Source organism: Paenibacillus sp. J2R1T-4 (assembly GCF_059692235.1).
The window spans coordinates 54,459-72,106 of the sequence record NZ_JCAUBA010000007.1; the positions used below are offsets into that span (position 1 = coordinate 54,459).

15 protein-coding genes are annotated in these 17,648 nt (G+C 46.8%); 14 read left to right on the plus strand and 1 reads right to left on the minus strand.

Going from position 1 to position 17,648, the window contains the following annotated elements:
- Window positions 1–92: 92 nt before the first annotated feature.
- Genes AC58QD_RS13760 through AC58QD_RS13770 form a run of 3 tightly spaced genes read left to right on the plus strand, consistent with a single transcriptional unit; the run spans window position 93 to window position 2,132 of the window.
- Complete coding sequence (locus tag AC58QD_RS13760; protein ID WP_497334080.1) at window positions 93–992, plus strand: ABC transporter permease; 900 nt, start codon at window positions 93–95, stop codon at window positions 990–992.
- Window positions 993–1,023: 31 nt separating this feature from the next.
- Window positions 1,024–1,893, plus strand: a complete 870-nt coding sequence (locus AC58QD_RS13765; protein ID WP_497334082.1) for a carbohydrate ABC transporter permease — start codon at window positions 1,024–1,026, stop codon at window positions 1,891–1,893.
- A gap of 41 nt (window positions 1,894–1,934) precedes the next feature.
- Complete coding sequence (locus tag AC58QD_RS13770) at window positions 1,935–2,132, plus strand: hypothetical protein (protein WP_497334084.1); 198 nt, start codon at window positions 1,935–1,937, stop codon at window positions 2,130–2,132.
- Between the two features lie 197 nt (window positions 2,133–2,329).
- Here AC58QD_RS13770 and AC58QD_RS13775 read toward each other — a convergent pair whose 3' ends face one another.
- Window positions 2,330–3,169, minus strand: coding sequence for a helix-turn-helix domain-containing protein (locus tag AC58QD_RS13775; RefSeq protein ID WP_497334086.1), 840 nt, complete (start codon window positions 3,167–3,169; stop codon window positions 2,330–2,332).
- A 211-nt stretch (window positions 3,170–3,380) separates the two neighbouring features.
- On the opposite strand from AC58QD_RS13775, the gene AC58QD_RS13780 reads away from it, so the two are divergent.
- From AC58QD_RS13780 to AC58QD_RS13830, 11 genes are all read left to right on the plus strand, one after another.
- The gene (locus AC58QD_RS13780) at window positions 3,381–4,994 is read left to right on the plus strand and encodes an extracellular solute-binding protein (RefSeq protein WP_497334088.1); all 1,614 of its coding nucleotides are present in this window, start codon (window positions 3,381–3,383) and stop codon (window positions 4,992–4,994) included.
- Window positions 4,995–5,058: 64 nt separating this feature from the next.
- On the plus strand, window positions 5,059–5,970 hold the full coding sequence (locus AC58QD_RS13785) for an ABC transporter permease (RefSeq protein ID WP_497334090.1): 912 nt from the start codon (window positions 5,059–5,061) through the stop codon (window positions 5,968–5,970).
- 11 nt (window positions 5,971–5,981) lie between these two features.
- On the plus strand, window positions 5,982–6,860 hold the full coding sequence (locus AC58QD_RS13790; RefSeq protein WP_497334092.1) for a carbohydrate ABC transporter permease: 879 nt from the start codon (window positions 5,982–5,984) through the stop codon (window positions 6,858–6,860).
- Window positions 6,861–6,895: 35 nt separating this feature from the next.
- Window positions 6,896–8,077, plus strand: a complete 1,182-nt coding sequence (locus tag AC58QD_RS13795; protein WP_497334094.1) for a GNAT family N-acetyltransferase — start codon at window positions 6,896–6,898, stop codon at window positions 8,075–8,077.
- 95 nt (window positions 8,078–8,172) lie between these two features.
- Window positions 8,173–8,313, plus strand: coding sequence for a hypothetical protein (locus tag AC58QD_RS13800; protein WP_497334096.1), 141 nt, complete (start codon window positions 8,173–8,175; stop codon window positions 8,311–8,313).
- A 184-nt stretch (window positions 8,314–8,497) separates the two neighbouring features.
- Window positions 8,498–10,231, plus strand: coding sequence for a hypothetical protein (locus AC58QD_RS13805; protein WP_497334098.1), 1,734 nt, complete (start codon window positions 8,498–8,500; stop codon window positions 10,229–10,231).
- Between the two features lie 367 nt (window positions 10,232–10,598).
- Window positions 10,599–13,754, plus strand: a complete 3,156-nt coding sequence (locus AC58QD_RS13810; protein WP_497334100.1) for a S8 family serine peptidase — start codon at window positions 10,599–10,601, stop codon at window positions 13,752–13,754.
- A 142-nt stretch (window positions 13,755–13,896) separates the two neighbouring features.
- On the plus strand, window positions 13,897–14,019 hold the full coding sequence (locus AC58QD_RS13815; protein WP_497334102.1) for a hypothetical protein: 123 nt from the start codon (window positions 13,897–13,899) through the stop codon (window positions 14,017–14,019).
- A gap of 204 nt (window positions 14,020–14,223) precedes the next feature.
- The gene (locus tag AC58QD_RS13820; RefSeq protein ID WP_497334104.1) at window positions 14,224–15,756 is read left to right on the plus strand and encodes an extracellular solute-binding protein; all 1,533 of its coding nucleotides are present in this window, start codon (window positions 14,224–14,226) and stop codon (window positions 15,754–15,756) included.
- A gap of 96 nt (window positions 15,757–15,852) precedes the next feature.
- Window positions 15,853–16,773 (plus strand): ABC transporter permease, encoded by a 921-nt coding sequence (locus AC58QD_RS13825; RefSeq protein WP_497334106.1) that lies wholly within the window; start codon window positions 15,853–15,855, stop codon window positions 16,771–16,773.
- 11 nt (window positions 16,774–16,784) lie between these two features.
- Complete coding sequence (locus AC58QD_RS13830; protein ID WP_497334108.1) at window positions 16,785–17,648, plus strand: carbohydrate ABC transporter permease; 864 nt, start codon at window positions 16,785–16,787, stop codon at window positions 17,646–17,648.

Genomic DNA, 17,648 nt, shown 5'->3' on the forward strand with positions numbered 1-17,648 from the left:
GCGATCGTTTACGGCCTTTGCCTGGCTGGACTTATTAGGATCAGGCGGAGGCTGTAACGGTTCGGATCATAACTACATTGGGGGGATCAATCATGCTGGAAAAGATTAAATCAAATGATGTACTACTATTGTGGTTGATAGCACTTCCCGGGGTCCTGCATTTCCTATTATTCCGATATGTTCCGATGCTAGGGAATGTAATTGCTTTTCAAGACTTCAACATTTTCTCCGGGTTTACGGGCAGTCCTTGGGTTGGATTCAAGCATTTCGCCAATATGTTTACTTACGCAGAGTTTTATAATATTTTGTCCAACACTTTACTGCTTAGCTTGTACTCTCTTATATTCGGGTTTCCTGCGCCGCTCATTCTGGCGTTGCTGTTGAACGAAATAGGCCGTGATTGGTTCAAACGTTGGGTACAGACTTTACTATACTTACCTCACTTCTTGTCTTGGGTCATTGTGGGAAGTATTTTTATTAATATATTAGGTACAGATGGATTTCTTAATATGGTTCTAGGCTGGTTCAGTTCCTCAAAAACTGACTATCTTACCGAGCCTTCATTCTTCCGGAGTATGATCACCAGTATGGGGATCTGGAAAGAAATGGGTTGGGGGATGATCATTTACTTGGCAGCCTTATCCGGTATTAACCCTAGTCTATATGAGGCGGCTATGGTTGACGGAGCAGGCAGGTTCCGACAAATGTGGTACATTACATTGCCTTCTCTTATGCCTGCGATTGTAGTGCTGTTCCTGCTGCGCGTTGGTCATGTTCTAGATAGTAACGTAGAGCAAGTGCTGATCATGCTGAACCCGCTCGTTCGCGATGTTGGGGAAGTCATCGATACGTATGTATATCGTGTAGGCTTGCTGAGTTCACAATTCAGCTTAACAACCGCAATTGGAATGTTCAAATCTCTAGTCGGTTTGATTCTGGTAGTAGGACTTAATTCCTTGAGCCGCAAAACGACTGGGGAAAGCATTTACTAATCGATTCCTATCATCAAGAGGGGGGAGCCAAATGATAAAAACAAGAAAACTGCAGTTATTTCCCATCATAAATGGAATATTCTTCATCGTGTTATGTTTAACTATGATTGCCCCTATCGTCCATTTGCTAGCCGTCTCGCTCAGTTCACCGAAATATGCAGGCGCCAAGTTGGTTACTTTCTGGCCCAAAGGCTTCAATCTGGATGTATATGAGACAATCCTCGGTATGGGTAATATATGGAATGCGATGGGTGTGAGCGTCACAATTACAGTGGTGGGTACACTGGTTGCGCTCGCATTCACTTCAACCATTTCCTATTCGTTATCACGTCCCAGGATGAAAGGCCGCAAATGGGTGCTGCGCGGGATCATCTTGACATTCATCTTCTCCGCTCCCTTGATCCCGAACTATCTCTTGATTCGTGCTCTTAATATGGACAATACCCTCTGGGTGCTTATCATCCCTGGGGCGCTCGCGGCTTTTAATGTCATAATAATGAAAACCTTTTTTCAAGGGATCTCGGCAGAAATGTTCGAGGCGGCCAAAATTGACGGCTGCTCCGAGTTAGGGATTTTCGCGCGCATTGCGATTCCTCTCTCAGCTCCGGTTATTGCAACGATTGCGTTGTTTCACTCTGTAGGGCAATGGAATTCTTATTTCACCGCACTTATTTATATACGGGATAAAGATCTTTTGCCTTTACAAGTGCTGCTTCGCAATCTTATTATGGAAGACCAGGCCAACCAGATGGCAGCAACAACAGAATTATCCATGGTTCTTACGCCCGAAATGTTGAAGGCAGGTATTACACTTTTCGCAACCTTACCAATTCTGATCGTTTATCCGTTTCTGCAAAAATATTTCGTTAAAGGCGCTATGGTAGGATCGTTGAAGGAATAGAGAAAGGTTGGAAATGGGTAAAAATAGGATACACACCGCTATTGGGCGTTCCATCCGCATTCGCAGCGGACAAGCAGCTTGTGGAGGCGGAGATGGCCGCCATCGCCGCCAAGCTCTCCGAAGAGCGTGGAGGAAGTGTGGTAACATTATGCGATACAGCGGTTGATTACGCTGGATATGACGGACCCGTGTTTGCGCGATCGTATAAAGGGTTGAAGTATCCTTCGGCTAGTCAATAAATAGGGATCTGCGTCAGGCATGACGGAGTAATCCAGGCTACTTAACCAAACCGTTAAAGGCGGAACCTTAGGTTCCGCCTTTAACGGTTTGGTTTGCTGCTCATCCTGGCCGCCATTATGGTTCACATAACAATAGGTCCTATCATCGGTGCGATAACGGAGTTCGTTCCGCAGGAAGAAACAAGCATAAGAATCACTTACTGAAACTGTTTGCGGTAATGCAGCGGGGAAATGCCCGTACATTCTTTGAACACGCGGCCGAAGTGAGTAGGACTATCGAATCCAGTACGTTCGGCGATTCCAGCCATATTATATTCCCGGCTTTCCAACAGCTTTTGCGCCTCAAGAATCCGCGTGCTCCGTATATATTCCACAAGTGTGAAACCGGTCACTTCCTTGAATATTCGGCTCAGGTGAAACTTGCTAATAAAGAACATTTGCGCAATGTGGTCCAATGTTAACTTCTGCATGTAGAAACTATGTATATATTTCGTAATTTCCTCGATCTTCTGATCCCTCGGCTCCATTCTTCTCATATCTGCTTCTTCGTTCTGATCGCACTTGCGTCCTAGAATAATGAAAAGCTCACAGAGCAGCATGCGGACGTATATTTTGTATTTAGGGCCTTTTGACTCGGTTTCTTTGACGATTTTATTGAATAGCTGCTCGATTTTGCTTTGCTCAACAGCGGTGAACCGAATGATTTTCTTTTTGAAAACAGACAGCAATTCGATCCTGCCGGTTTCGTCCAGCATCGGTTCCAGAAAATCTTCCCTGAAGGAGAGGATGAAACCGATCCGCTGCAGCCTCTTGCGGTCCACGGCACGGTGCAGATCGTGCCGGTCAATGAGAACAAGATCACCTTGCATCACATGATAGTTCGTGCCTGTTATGAAAAAAGTGCGCTCCCCGGAAACAAGATAGTACATTTCATAAGCGTCATGATGGTGGTAAGGGATTTGTTTGGGACCGTATTTTTTGACTTTTTCAACGTAAAAATGATCGAATTTCCAGACAAAATCCATATTCTGGGCCATGAAGCCACCCCCAATTGTATTACTACTATTGTAACAAAATTAGCCGAAGAAGGACGAAAAAAAGCACGAATAAATCGAGCAATATTTGTTGATTTTGAAGATAGATGAGCAATAATTGCAGGATTCGGAGCAACGATCTACTGTATTATGAAGTTGATTCGAAGGAAGACATCACATCCATTAATAGAAGGAAAGGGAGGTTAAGCCGCAGATGAGAAGAAAACTGGCCGTGTTGTTGTTATGTAATGCGATTGCTTTGACAACCGTATTGGCGGGGTGCAGCAAGGAGAAACCAGAGGCAGCATCCGATGTTAAAGGGGAAGCATTAGCAAGCAAGCTGCCAATCAAAGACGGTTCCGTCACATTGAGGTATGCTTCAAACGACAACTTGTATGAACCTGCAAGCTATACGCAGAATCTTCCGGTATGGCAGGAGATTGAGAAGAAGACAGGAGTGAAGATCAAATGGGAAGTGGCGGTTGCAGACCAATATAAAACAACGATGCAGGTGAAACTGGCTGCGGCTACAGATTTGCCCGATATTTTCTATTTGCCTGACAGCGACCCTGTCAAGCTGGCCAGTAGCGGGATTCTGAAGCCGTTGGACGATCTTATTACGAAGCATGCCCCTAATATTAACAAGTTTCTGAAGGAAAACCCGGATTTGCATAATTTGATGAAGGCATCTGACGGCAAAATGTATGCGCTTCCAAATATCGTAAAAGGATACGCCCAGACGGACCCGTACGGCCTGTTCATTCGCAAAGACTGGCTGGATAAGTACAACCTGGTGGAGCCTAAGACGCTGGACGACTGGCATGCGGCGCTGAAGACGTTCCAGGAGAAGGATGCCAACGGAAACGGGATTAAGGATGAAGTGTTCTTGCCGAATTTCGCATTGAGAGGTCTGTATCAATTCGGAAGCGCGCTCGGATTGCACTTGTTCTTCAGCGCAGGCTTTTTCCCGGACGACAAGGGCAAAGTGCAGTATGAATTCCTGGACAACCGAATGAAAGATTTGATCACCTGGCTGAACAAGCTGTATTCGGAGGGGCTGATCAACAAAACGTTCATGACCGATTCGAGAGCCGATATTCTGGCTAAAGTGACGAAGAACGTAGCCGGTGCCTCCATACGTTCCTTAAATAACGTAAACCGATATAACGCCTTGCAGAAAGAAGCGGGCTTGACCACGGTGAACTGGACGATGACGCTCCCGCCTCAAGGATCGGGATACAAAGGCCATTACGAGCGGTACGGTCCGTTCGACGGCTGGCACGGTATCTCCAAAGACACCAAGCACCCCGAAGTCGCTATGGAATGGCTCGATTACATCTACGCCAGCGAAGAAGGAAACCGCATCCTCTCCTTCGGTGTAGAAGGAAAGAGCTACAATATGGTGAACGGCGAGCCTGTTCTCACCGATTGGGCGATGAAGAACCCGGACGGCTTGAGTCTGGACATTGCGCTTCGAAGCCTGGGAGCGATGCCGACTACCTTGTGGCTGACGAATGACAAAGGTTTTACATCCAAACTGCCACAAGCGCAAATCAAGGTGTCTCCTGTTGCCGATCTGGCCAAGAAAGTTGAGCCGTTTCTAACAGACGCGAATCCGTTCGCAATGCCTTCCATGAGTGAAGTAGAGCAGATTTCTTCGCTGATGACAGACATCAACACCTATGTGGACGAGACGATGGCCAAATATATAACCGGCCAAGAGCCTATCAACTGGGATAAGTTCAAGGCCACGCTGAAAACGATGGGGATCGATCAAGTGCTGAGCGTGAAGCAGAAGCAGTACGATCGGTTTAAAAGCGGAAAATAAGTGAAGCAAGAACGGCATACCCCGCCAAGTATGCCGTTCCTCTTCCAATTGGGTGAAGGAGTGAATGACCATTACCGAAACGCTCGTCAAAAAAATCAAGAGGGACAAATACTTACTTCTCATTATTTTGCCCGCGGTGTTGTATTTTTTGATTTTTCATTACGTGCCGATGTATGGCGTCGTGATCGCCTTCAAGAAATTTCAGCCTTTGAAGGGAATTTGGGGGAGCCCTTGGGTAGGCTTGCAATATTTTGAGCAGTTTTTTAATTCCATTTACTTCTGGAGACTTCTCCGGAATACGCTTCTGCTTAGTTTGTATTCACTGCTGTGGGGATTCCCGATTCCGATTATATTCGCTCTGCTGCTGAACGAATTGAAAGAGAAGATGTTCAAGAAATTCGTGCAGACAATCAGCTATTTGCCGCATTTTATTTCGGTTGTAGTTATGGCGGGAATGATCGTCAACTTTACAGCGGAGCACGGCATCGTGAATGTGCTGCTGACCCGCTTCGGAATGGAGCCTATTATTTTTCTTAATGAGCCAGGATATTTTCGATCCATATACGTATCATCCGGCATATGGCAGTCGTTCGGGTGGGGCTCCATCATATACCTGGCCGCTATAGCGGGCATCAACCCACAGCTCTATGAAGCGGCAGAGATGGACGGGGCTAGGAGATGGCATAAGATTCGCCATATAACGCTGCCCGGGATTATGCCGACGATTATTATCCTGCTTATTCTGAACGTGGGGCAACTGATGGAGGTTGGCTTCGAGAAGGTTATCCTGTTATATAACCCTACTACTTACGAAACAGCTGATATTATTTCCACATATGTGTACCGAAAAGGAATTATTAACGCCGAATTCAGCTTTGCCGCAGCGATTGGGCTGTTCAACAATATCATCAATTTGATTCTACTGGTCAGCGCCAACGCTATCAGCCGCAAAGCGACCGAATCGTCTTTATGGTAAGGAGGAACCGCATGTTAACTTTTCGCAAGTCGCCTGGCGAGAGGGCTGTGGACCTCTTGATTTTTATGAGCATGTGCATTGTCATTGTAGTTACGCTGTACCCGTTCGTATATGTGGCAAGCATGTCGATCAGCAATCCGAAGCATGTGGTCGATCAATCCGTCTGGCTATTCCCGAAAGGGTTCTCGCTGGAAGCCTACAAGCGAGTGTTTGAGAACCCGAATGTACTTCGTTCTTATGGGAACACGTTATATTACACCATCTTCGGAACGCTGATCAATATTTTCTTTACGATTACCGCGGCGTATCCGCTGGCAAGGAAAAGCTTCTTTCTGAGAAAGCCGCTTATGATGATGTTCGTTATGACGATGTTTTTCAGCGGAGGTTTAATTCCGAGCTTCCTGTTGATCAAAAATCTGGGTCTCTATAACACGACCTGGGCAATATTGCTCCCAACAGCCGCCAGCGCATTTCTGATTATTATAGCGAGAACATTCATACAAGGCATCCCGGAGGATTTATTTGAATCAGCTAAGATCGATGGGGCGAATGATGTCGGCATTTTGTATAAAATCGTACTTCCCCTTTCGAAGCCGATAATCGCTGTGCTTTCCCTGTTTTATGCGGTTTCCCACTGGAACAGCTATTTTCCGGCGCTTCTCTACTTGCCGGATGTGAATCTGCAGCCACTGTCGCTTTATTTGATGAAGATCGTCGTACGAGGCTCCAACGAAATGTTGGAGGGCGTTCTGGATGTGGATGCATCCATGTATATTACGCAGCTTAAATTTGCCATGATTATTGTGGCCGTGGTGCCGATTCTGGTTGTGTATCCTTTTGTGCAGAAGCATTTTGTCAAAGGAGTCTTGATTGGATCGGTGAAAGAATAGCGATTATCGTTAAGGATGGGTGGAAGAAGAAAACCATGATCAGACAATTGACACAGAGTGAAATCAATTCCTTTCTGGATTTGACGCAGGTCGCTTTCTCAGTGAGCTTCACGAATCAACAGCTGGAGGAGAGAAGCGCCAAATTTAAGCCTGAGTTGGTTTGGGGCTACTTTATCGATGGCTGCTTGGCCGCCATGCTTACCATTCTTCCTTTGCAAGTATATATTGACGGGAAAAGGTTCGAGATGGGCGGAATTGCGCAGGTCGCCAATTATCCGGAGTATCGCCGACAGGGCATGATCGGGCATTTGATGAAGCATAGCCTGCAGGTCATGAGGGATCGCGGGCAAACGATTTCGCTGCTTAATCCGTTTATGTACTCTTTTTACAGAAAATTCGGCTGGGAGTATTTCTCTCAAAACCAGTCTTATACGCTCGAGACGGCACAAATTCCTTATTGGCATGGCTCCGAAGGAACCGTGGAACGGAAGAAAGCTGGAGATTTGCAGGAAATGAGCATGATCTATGATGCTTACGCCAAAAGGTATAACGGGATGTTAATCCGAGGCGAGGAGTGGCTAAGGCAGCATGTGCTGAAGCGGACACCCGGCAATATCGCCGTCTATTACAATGGGGACAAAATTCCACGGGGCTACATGCTGTATACGTTTCAGGATAAAATCATGCGTATTCATGAGCTTGTCCCACTTGATCGCGATAGCGAAAAGGGCTTGTGGCAGTTTATCCGGAACCATGATTCCACAATCAAAGGGGTTACCTTCAAAGCTCCGATCAACGATCCATTTGTTTATAGGCTGGATAATCCTAGTGCCAGCCGGAAGCTCGATACGAGCTATATGATGAGAATCGTGGATGCTGAGCAGTTCTTGAAGCAATATCCCTGGAACTCCATTGAAGCCGGTGAGCGGTATTTACTGCATCTTGAAGATGAACATGCAGCCTGGAATAACGCAACTTACGAAATGGTGGGAACCGGGTATGGAGAATGTACCGTCAACAGGCTGGAGCGGTATGCAGGAAGTACAGTGGATACAGGTATCGTCTGCAATATTCAAACCTTGTCGACGATGCTGATCGGCTGCCAGAAGCCGATACACTTGCTCGAAGCCGATAGGCTTAAGGGGGGGCAGGACGATATCAACCGATGGACACGATTATTGTCAACCCGTGTTCCGTACATTATGGACTTATTTTAATGGGAGGGTAACCAGGTGATCAAACGCATATCGCTATTGTTGTCCATTTTACTTATTTCCATTGGCATTGGCTGAAGCTGCTGGCAAACGTCGTTGTGTATGAGGTGTTAGGAGGAGCAGCCTATAAGGCGGCGGTTCAAGATGTCGTCAATGCTCTCAACTGGCAGTACCGGACCACCTCCAGTTTCACATGGATTATGGAGCAGTTCGGCGGTCGAGACAGCAATACACATTGATAACTGAGAGGTGTGTACGAGAAATTACGGGTAGTCCGGGAAGCGTCTTGGCCTGCGAAGGCCGAGGCGTTGTCCCGTATTATACAAAGGCAGTGCCCAATAATAGAAAGGAGGATGCTAAGACAAGGTTGACCTGATGTGCAGACCTGCGAATATTTTATAAAAACGATGAGAGGTGATTGTAATGTTAAGAATGAACAAACTTGTCAGCCTATTAGTTGCAATTGTATTGTGTGTGACATTGTACCCGATCGATTCCTTCGCCGCTGTCCAGTCGTTCTTTGCTCCGGTCGAAACGTCTGGAAGCATCCAAATCAAGCTCCATCCGACAGAAAATGTTTCAACCGGAACGTCCCAACTGGTGACGTTCGGCGTTCCGTTTCCGCGCGGTTCCGTAACGGCGGCTAATCTGAACAAGCTGAGAGTGCTCAAGAATGGTATTGAAATTCCTGCCTACGTAGAGCAACAGACGCCTTGGCGGCATTTAACCGCTGCAGGTATTGACGGCCAGTCTGTTCGCGTAGCCCGCATCCAGATCCACAATACATTCTCCGTCAGCTATCCCAATTATGAGACGATTACAGTGGAGTGGGGATCAACGTTAAGAAGCCAGAATGTGGCGACATTCGAGGAACCGCGCAACGGCTGGCATCAAGTGACGACTGGGACGTTTGTCGCTTCCGACAATGTCTATGAGCCCAACGTATACGCCGTGCTTCCGCCTGAGCATTTACCCAAAGGCATGCTGAAAGCAAGAATGGATCCTTTTGTCAGCGGCATATCTGATACAAGGGACGATCCGAATGTAATGGCTGCGACAGAGCATTATCCCGGATACAGCGAATACGACTACTCCTCAAAAAACTTCTTCTATTCGATCATTAACGAAGACGATCCCGGCGTCAGCGCCAACAACCGGAATCCGTACAAGACGGATTATGAGCCATGGCTATACGACCGTTCCTCGGCGATGTACGTGCTGTATATGCGCAGCGGTTCGTTCAAAGCGCTTCGTGAAGCGGTTCGGTCGACCGATTTTTATAAAAATCATATTCGCCCGGACGGCTCGTTCGATCTCAATGCGTTTGATCCCAAGTACAGCTACAACGAGAGCATGGCGTATACTTACTGGTTGACCGGGGACAATAGTGTGCTGACCAAGATGCCGTTGATCGTCAACGCTTATCAGAATGTCGCCACGCGCTGGACACCAACGCTAAATATGTTTACGGAGCGGCATGTAGGCTTCAAGCTGTTGGCCAATGTGGTTGCTTACGAGGTATTGGGCGATGTGGCATACAAAAACAAAGTGACGGAGATTGTAGGCGACTTCATCTGGCATCAGAACGGAGCTGGCGGGCAGATGCCGGCAAATAGAATCGACGGCGGATTGTACCATACGGGCAAACAGCATACGGAAGGCTCGAGGAACGCTTTCCTTGCCTCCCCGTGGATGTCAACGCTGCTCGTCGATGCGATGGTAAGGGCGTATGGAGTTTCCGAAGATACGGATACGGCAAATTTCATCAAGCGAATAGGCACTATGGTGAAAGCCGCCTCAAGATCCGATAGTAGCCATCAATACTCTTCCTATTCTGGTTCCTTAATGTATCCCGACTATTTGATAAAAGCGGATGGGACAAAAGACATGCGGTCCAATACGGATGTCCAGCACGCAATCGATGTCGGCTCCATCGCAGCCTGGTCCTATTACTTCTCGCTTGTCCAAGGCACACCGGATTTGGCTTTGAAGCAGCTGGCGAACGATCTGTACTTTACGTTCGATATCGGGGTCAATTACTGGACGAGACCAAGTGCACCAGCGTCAGGACTGACAGCATACCGTGTATCTCCATGGCGCAAATACGGTTGGGAGTATAGAACCTCAGGCAACTTCTCCTGGTTGGTCACGCAATAAAAAGTGTCGTTTGTGTAACCCATGGTCTTGCGGCCATGGGTTTTCAACCTGCACATTAATGCTGCTTCGAGTCCTTATCGTTCCAATCTGAATATGGACACGCTTGTTTGTTCGCGTTCGTCCAGTCGGGCATGTCCATGAGCTCCTATTGGAGCGTGACAATCTCCCGAATCAAGCGCACTAGATAACAACCTACGTGAAGTTATGTCCGCCCTGAGCTTGTTCCAGGCACGAATGCAAGTACTCTATGGTAGGATCGTTGAAGGAATAGAGATAACGTTGTAAATGGGTAAAAATGGATGACAGTCCAATCAATCTAGTATATGCTGATAGAGGAAAAGTATCTGCATTTACTAGGGGGACTACTGTGAGAAAAACGATTGTTTATTTACTTCTTCTAGCGGTGATCGTATCAGGATACACACCGCTATTTGGCGTTCCATCCGCATTCGCAGCGGATAATACGACCCACTCGGACACGGTTGCCGCATCGAACCATTCTTTATTCGGTGAGATCATACCTGGAGAGGTGCTGGTCAAATACAAAACACCGCGTACTGCAAAGAATGGCTTCAGCATCCAGTCCTTATCTCCTCGTATTCAAAAACTCTCTTTTCCAGCAACCATTGAAGTAGCAGATAAGATTCGAGAGCTCCAGTTAGATCCGAATGTAGAACTGGTCGAGCCGGTATATAAAGTAATGGCGGCAGGTGTGTCTTCTTCACAGACTGTAAACCAGTCCGTCTATTTCAACCTTACGAATCCAACGTATATGCAAAATTGGGGAAAAACCGTAACACAGCTCACTTATGCAGCTGAATTCACAACCGCGCAGAGGTTAAATCAAGTCGTAGTTGCTGTAATCGACAGTGGTGTGAGCACTTCCCATCCGGGACTATCAGGTTCGATATTATCTGGATATGATTTCGTTAACAAAGATGCTAATCCAGCCGATGATCATGGCCATGGCACCATGGTAGCCGGGATTATTGCAGCGAAGGTCCATAGCGGCTCGGATTATTCCGGGGTCGCTTCAGGAGCCAAGATATTGCCTATCAAAGTATTGGATAATCGTGGCTTTGGTAACACCGCAGATCTAGTTGCCGGAATCCAATATGCTATTACTAATCATGCGCAAATCATTAATATGAGTCTAGGTTCTTACGGAAACAGTCAAATCCTCCACGAGGTGATCCAGGACGCCGTGGCAGCCAACATCCTTGTGGTTGCTGCAGCCGGAAACGACAGCAACAATTGGCTGAGCGATGAACCCGGGCAGTTCGGCTCCCAAGAAAACGGGAATATCCGTTACGCAGAAGATGTGCCCAGTTATCCTGCCAGGTATGAAGAAGTGATTAGTGTGGGAGCAATCGCGCAGCTAGCCGATATGAGCTTGACGGTCGCTGATTTCTCCAATACGTACAAGGTGGATGTAGCCGCACCAGGCGTTAATATTTATACGACGGTTTATGATACAACGGACCGTTATGATAGTTACACCTATTTTTCAGGCACTTCAGCAGCAACGCCATTTGTAGCTGCACTCGCGGCATTGGTGATTGCCAATGATCCTTCTATTCAGTTGAATCATTTGAAATCTTTGATAGAACACAGCACGACCTCAATGCCTGCTCTGGAGCTGAGCTATTCCAATGTAAGCCGCAACAATAGCAATACACTCAGCAATTTCGATTTCTATGGTCACGGTTTGCTCAATGGGAGGAATCCATTTACACAAGCTCGACTTGAGCTCACCCTTGATCTTAGTCGAGTATCTGTTGATCATACCGTAATCGCGATGATGAGTGAGAAGGATGCGTTCGGCCAACCCGCTGCCGGCAATCATACGTATACCTTATTTAATCAACGGGTCGTAGAGGATACCCCATATCGCTTCTCATGGGCGTCCGATGATCTTGGCATGAATGGCACCGTCATCGAGTCTGTATATGGATCAGGCTCTGTTACTCTTACCTTGCCGGGTTCGATGAATGACAGCTATGGCTACCGATTCTATCTGGATGATGATGGGAATGGAGCGGAGAAAGCGGTACAATCCAATTGGAGCTACTGGTACAAACGACCGGCACCGCCTCAGCCCGATCAAGGCAGCGGGTCCTACACTGGAAGTGTGAACGTGCAATTATCGAGTTCTACACCGAATTCACACATTTATTATACTCTGATTAATTCAAGCAGCGATGGCCGAACATACCCATATACAAGCTCCGTAAACATTAATAAGAGTTCAGTGTTGTTAACTTACGCGCTTAAGAATAATATATTCAGCGAAGATGCGGCTTACAGTTATACGATCTTAACGGGTGGAAGCGGTGGCGGTGGCGGTGGCATTTTTATACCGCCGATGCCAGCTCCAACCCCGTCTCCAACTCCCAAGGATCCGAATGGGGGAGTGATTACGCCTGATGTTGAAGAACTGATGAAACAGATAGATAGCCCATCTGGACAAGTGGTTCTTATCCAATCCAATGCGGATCCTGCAGCTATGCAATGGACGCTTGAACTATCGGGATCACTCCTGCGGAAAGCTGCCAATAAGCAGAAAGCATTAGAGATTCGGTCAACGGGGGTGCAGCTGCTAGTACCGCCAGGAGCATTTGTGAGTAAGGATGAGGAGACAGCTTTTCACCTGAGAACAACTCTGCATCCAGAAGGATCTTCAGCCGGGACCTCGAAGGGTGCAAGTACTGAGCTAGCCTCACCTATTTATGAATTTTTACTATCTAACGGGGAACACATAGTGGATACGTTCGACAAGCCGCTTCGTGCCACGTTCACTTACGACAATCAGAAAGTTAAGAATGCCGATAGATTAGCTGTCTATTATTTTAACGAGAAATCTCAACAGTGGGAGTATATCGGAGGAAAGGTTAACTCTAATAACACGGTTACGGCGGAGCTATCGCATTTCTCCAAATACGCGGTCATGGAGTCGAATAAGACATTCGATGACATAAGCACCCATTGGGCGAAGGCCGAGATTGAGAAGATGGCTGATCAGCAAATCATTGATGGGATCACGGATCATTTGTTCCAACCGGAGCAAAACGTAACTAGAGCACAGTTCGTAACCTTACTAGCACGCGCCCTTGAACTGCCTGCCGCACCCGATCATGCTAACAAATTCAAGGATGTTGCAAGTGATGCTTGGTACAGCAGCAACGTGTATGCCGCATATCAGGCCAATATCGTCAGTGGAATAGAGGAGTCAATCTTCGCTCCTGAGGCACTGATTACTAGAGAACAGATGGCTGTGCTTGTCGTCAAAGCCTATCTGTATAACACTAATTTGAAGCTGTCTGATCTGGTAAGTACTCAAGAGGTTAAGTATTCGGACGAAGGCGCTGTCAGTGATTGGGCTAGAATTTATGTTCGAACGGCTTCCAGCTTAGGGTTAATGAGTGGAGACGAACAGCGGAGATTCAATCCTGAACTCCCATCATCCAGGGCACAGGCTGCCGTTGTCTTATTCCGATTGATGAAGCTGAATAGCAGCTTATAGAGTTAGTGCAAGACAGCAGATTCTTATAGAGGCATGAATAAAGGGCCGTTCCACATGCAGGATATTATTATCGCAATATAACGATGAGGGGGGGAGGGGATAATTCCTCCCCCTTATTCTGTTTTAGGGAGGCGAAGGGATAATGGAAAATGAAATGGATCTGATCCTAGGCATTGAACCCGATCACCAGTTTGCCGACGGTTTTACGAAGAAGTTGCGTGTTCGCACCGTCAAGCAATTGAAAGATGTGGGTGAGTTGTACTAGGATGACCTCAAGCGTCTAAACAGGTACTATCTATAATGGCGATGAAAAACAGAGTGAGTTTACCATGTATTCGATAACTACCCATTTTTCATATTCGTAAATCGAGAGAATTTTTCAAGATAATGTATCTGGTTCATACACGGACCACCATATAAAATTGGTCTGTAAGCGAAAACAACTGATTGTTAAGGAGAGGGTTAAGCAATGGGGAAAGGTTCAAGAGTTGCGAAATTAGGCTTAATTGCAGTTTTGGCAGGAACGGTTGCAGCTTGCGGGAAAGAGGAGGTTAAGAGTCCAGCGTCCGCTACGAAGGCTCCGGAAGGCAATCCTCCGGTTACGCTGAAAATGATGACGGCCCAGCATCCGGCGTGGCCGTACAAAGAAGATTGGCCGATCTACAAGTATATTAATGAAAAGACGAACATTGATTTCAAGGTTACGGTTCCGGCTAGCGACTATACTACTGCCATGAATCTGGCCATTTCTTCAGGAGATATGCCCGACCTTCTCATCGTACCCAACCTCACGGCAGCGAATAATAACGGGAACAGCGGGGCCTTGTTGAACTTCTTCGAGAACCTGGACAAAATGCCTAATTACAAAAAATTCCTGGAGCAGCATCCGGAGGTCAAAGCAGCCACCTTATCGACTGACGGCAAGAGCTACTATCTCCCGCATTATGGGTTGGAGCAATGGTCCCGCCGATCCTGGGTATACAGAGACGATATTTTCAAGAAAAACAATCTGACGCCTCCTGCGGATTGGGATCAGATGTACACCGTATCCAAAAAGCTTAAGGAGTTGTACCCGTCGAGCTATCCTGTAGTTATTTTCGATAACTTGACCGCTTTAACAAACATTGCTCCTGCATTCAACACTTGGTACGGCCCTTATGTGGATTATGACAAAAATGAATGGCGCTACGGTCCGACCGAAGACAGCTTCAAGAATATGTTGATGACGCTTAACAAGTTTTTCAAAGAAGGCTTGATCCCACCTGACTTCATGGCCATGAAACGAGACCAGTACAACGATCTTATGGCACAAAACAAAGGCTTCATTGTCAACGATTACGTAGGAACGATGGACGAACTTCCAGGGATCATCAAGAAGTCGCCTGCGGAATTCAGCCTTGATTATATGGTGCCGGCTAAAGGCGGGCCTAATGGCAAACCATTCAACGCTTATGGAGGTCTGTTATCAAATGGGTTTGCGGTAGCCTCCAAGTCCAAGAACAAGGATGCTGCGCTCCGTTACCTCGACTTCTTGTATTCGCCTGAAGGTATCGATATGGCGACCTGGGGCAAAGAAGGCGAGACCTATACGACCGAGAACGGAAAACGGAAATTCAAGTCGGATTTCGTCAATCTCGGAGACATTCGCACCAAAACCGGTATTGCCACATATGGCTCTCATCTAGTCGTAGATATGAACGCCTATTCGTATATGAATTCCGACAAGATGAACAATGCATTGAAGAAGATTCAACAAGGAAACGAAGCTAAGCTGCAGCCGCGCTTAGCGTATACCGAGGCGGAAAACGATATCCTGACCACCACAAATGCCGCGATAACCAAATACCGTGATGAGCAGATTGCGAAGTTTATCTTAGGGCAAAAAGACTTCAGTGAGTGGTCGGGATACGTGAGCGAGATTCAGCGTCTAGGTGTCGATAAAGTGATGGACTTGAACAAGGCTGCTTATGAGCGCAATCAAAAGTTTTTGAACAGTAAATAACTTCATGTTATCTGAGGAAGCTCCTTCAAATCAGGTCTTCCTGAAGAGAAGGAGCTATCCATCTAACAGAATGAAAAGCTTGCAACCGGAGGGATTATGTCAACACGTGACTCGTATTCATGGGTTCGCAACCTAAAGCGCGATAAATATTTGCTGCTGTTGTTTCTACCGTGTCTGCTTTACTATTTGATTTTCAAGTATGCGCCTATTTTCGGAATTATCATTGCGTTCAAGGATTATAACCTCTACAGAGGCATCATGGAAAGTAAATGGGTGGGCTTTAGGTGGTTTCAACTGTTCATTCAAAGTCCGGACTTTTTCTCCATACTGAGGAACACGTTTTTATTGGGGTTTTACAAGCTGATATTTGGTTTTCCCGCTCCCATTCTACTTGCCTTGCTGATCAATGAAGTACGTAATTCGATATTCAAGCGTTTCGTGCAAACCGTCAGCTATATGCCGCATTTTATCTCCAATGTAATTGTGGCCGGCATCGTTACTATGTTCTTGTCTCCAAGGAATGGAATGATTAATTCCTTATTGGATTCTATAGGGCTCAACCGTATTAACTTTTTGGTGGAGTCCTCCTGGTTTCGCACGATTTATGTATCCAGCGATATTTGGCAGCACATCGGTTGGGGGACCATCATTTACTTGGCTGCCTTAAGCGCAGTGGACCCGCAGCAATATGAAGCCGCTCGGATCGACGGAGCGAACCGTTGGAAGACGACTTGGCATATTACGCTTCCAGGCATTGCTCCAGCCGTCATTATCATATTACTTCTCGAAATTGGAAAAATTCTTGAGATAGGCTTTGAGAAAGTGTATTTGCTAGCCACTCCGGTTGTTTACAGCACTGCGGATATCATTAGCACGTACGTCTATCGTGTTGGACTGTCCGAAGGAAGGTATAGTTACGCGACAGCTATAGATTTGTTCACAGGGATCATCAGCTTCAGCTTCATTCTATCTGCGAACTGGATCAGCAGGAGAATCAGCGACAACAGTTTGTGGTAGGGGGAAATGGTATGACTCAAGGAAGAACTTGGTTCGACTACGTGAATGGGGTTTTAATGACAGGAGTCATTGTTGCCTGCTTGTACCCATTCCTCTATATGCTGGCTATCTCATTGAGCGGAGCAGGGCCGATATCTCAGGGGGAAGTCTGGCTGTGGCCGAAGGAAATCAATCTCGATATGTATCGGTATGTTTTCCAGGACGGCAGGATCGTGACGGGATACAAGAATACACTGATCTATGTCGTATTGGGCACGTCGTGCAGCTTGCTGGTGACGGCAATCGGAGCTTACTCGTTATCCAAACGGGATATGATGTTCAACAAGACATTTATTCTGCTGATCGTGTTCACGATGTTTTTCAATGGGGGTATGATCCCGACCTATCTGGTGGTCAAGCAGTTGCACTTGGTCAATACAATCTGGTCCATGGTACTGCCGGCTCTGGTCTCGACATGGAACCTGCTGATCATGCGCACATTCTTCATGGGCATGCCGAAGGAGCTGGAGGAATCCGGCAGAATCGATGGTCTATCCGACATCGGGATTCTGTTCCGGATTGTGCTCCCGCTGTCAAAGCCAGTCCTGGCTTCCATTGGGTTATTCTACGCTGTTGGGATATGGAATGGATTCATCGGTCCACTTTTATATTTGCGGGAGCAGAATTTATTCCCGCTCCAGCTCTTCTTACGCAACATTGTCCTGTCCGGTGAAACGTCCAGCAGCTCCGGGCCGATTGTAGGCGAGATCACCATCGTCGAGACTTCTTTGAAATACGCGGCGATTATGGTCTCCACGCTTCCAATCTTGATGGTATACCCGTTCATTCAGAAATATTTTGTAAAAGGCGCCTTGGTAGGTTCTGTAAAGGGTTAA

Coding starts and splice junctions, on each gene's coding strand:
- AC58QD_RS13760 (WP_497334080.1), top strand. CDS start 93: ATGCTGGAAAAGATTAAATCAAATGATGTACTACTATTGTGGTTGATA.
- AC58QD_RS13765 (WP_497334082.1), top strand. CDS start 1,024: ATGATAAAAACAAGAAAACTGCAGTTATTTCCCATCATAAATGGAATA.
- AC58QD_RS13775 (WP_497334086.1), bottom strand. CDS start 3,169: ATGGCCCAGAATATGGATTTTGTCTGGAAATTCGATCATTTTTACGTT.
- AC58QD_RS13780 (WP_497334088.1), top strand. CDS start 3,381: ATGAGAAGAAAACTGGCCGTGTTGTTGTTATGTAATGCGATTGCTTTG.
- AC58QD_RS13785 (WP_497334090.1), top strand. CDS start 5,059: ATGACCATTACCGAAACGCTCGTCAAAAAAATCAAGAGGGACAAATAC.
- AC58QD_RS13790 (WP_497334092.1), top strand. CDS start 5,982: ATGTTAACTTTTCGCAAGTCGCCTGGCGAGAGGGCTGTGGACCTCTTG.
- AC58QD_RS13795 (WP_497334094.1), top strand. CDS start 6,896: ATGATCAGACAATTGACACAGAGTGAAATCAATTCCTTTCTGGATTTG.
- AC58QD_RS13805 (WP_497334098.1), top strand. CDS start 8,498: ATGTTAAGAATGAACAAACTTGTCAGCCTATTAGTTGCAATTGTATTG.
- AC58QD_RS13815 (WP_497334102.1), top strand. CDS start 13,897: ATGGAAAATGAAATGGATCTGATCCTAGGCATTGAACCCGATCACCAG.
- AC58QD_RS13820 (WP_497334104.1), top strand. CDS start 14,224: ATGGGGAAAGGTTCAAGAGTTGCGAAATTAGGCTTAATTGCAGTTTTG.
- AC58QD_RS13825 (WP_497334106.1), top strand. CDS start 15,853: ATGTCAACACGTGACTCGTATTCATGGGTTCGCAACCTAAAGCGCGAT.
- AC58QD_RS13830 (WP_497334108.1), top strand. CDS start 16,785: ATGACTCAAGGAAGAACTTGGTTCGACTACGTGAATGGGGTTTTAATG.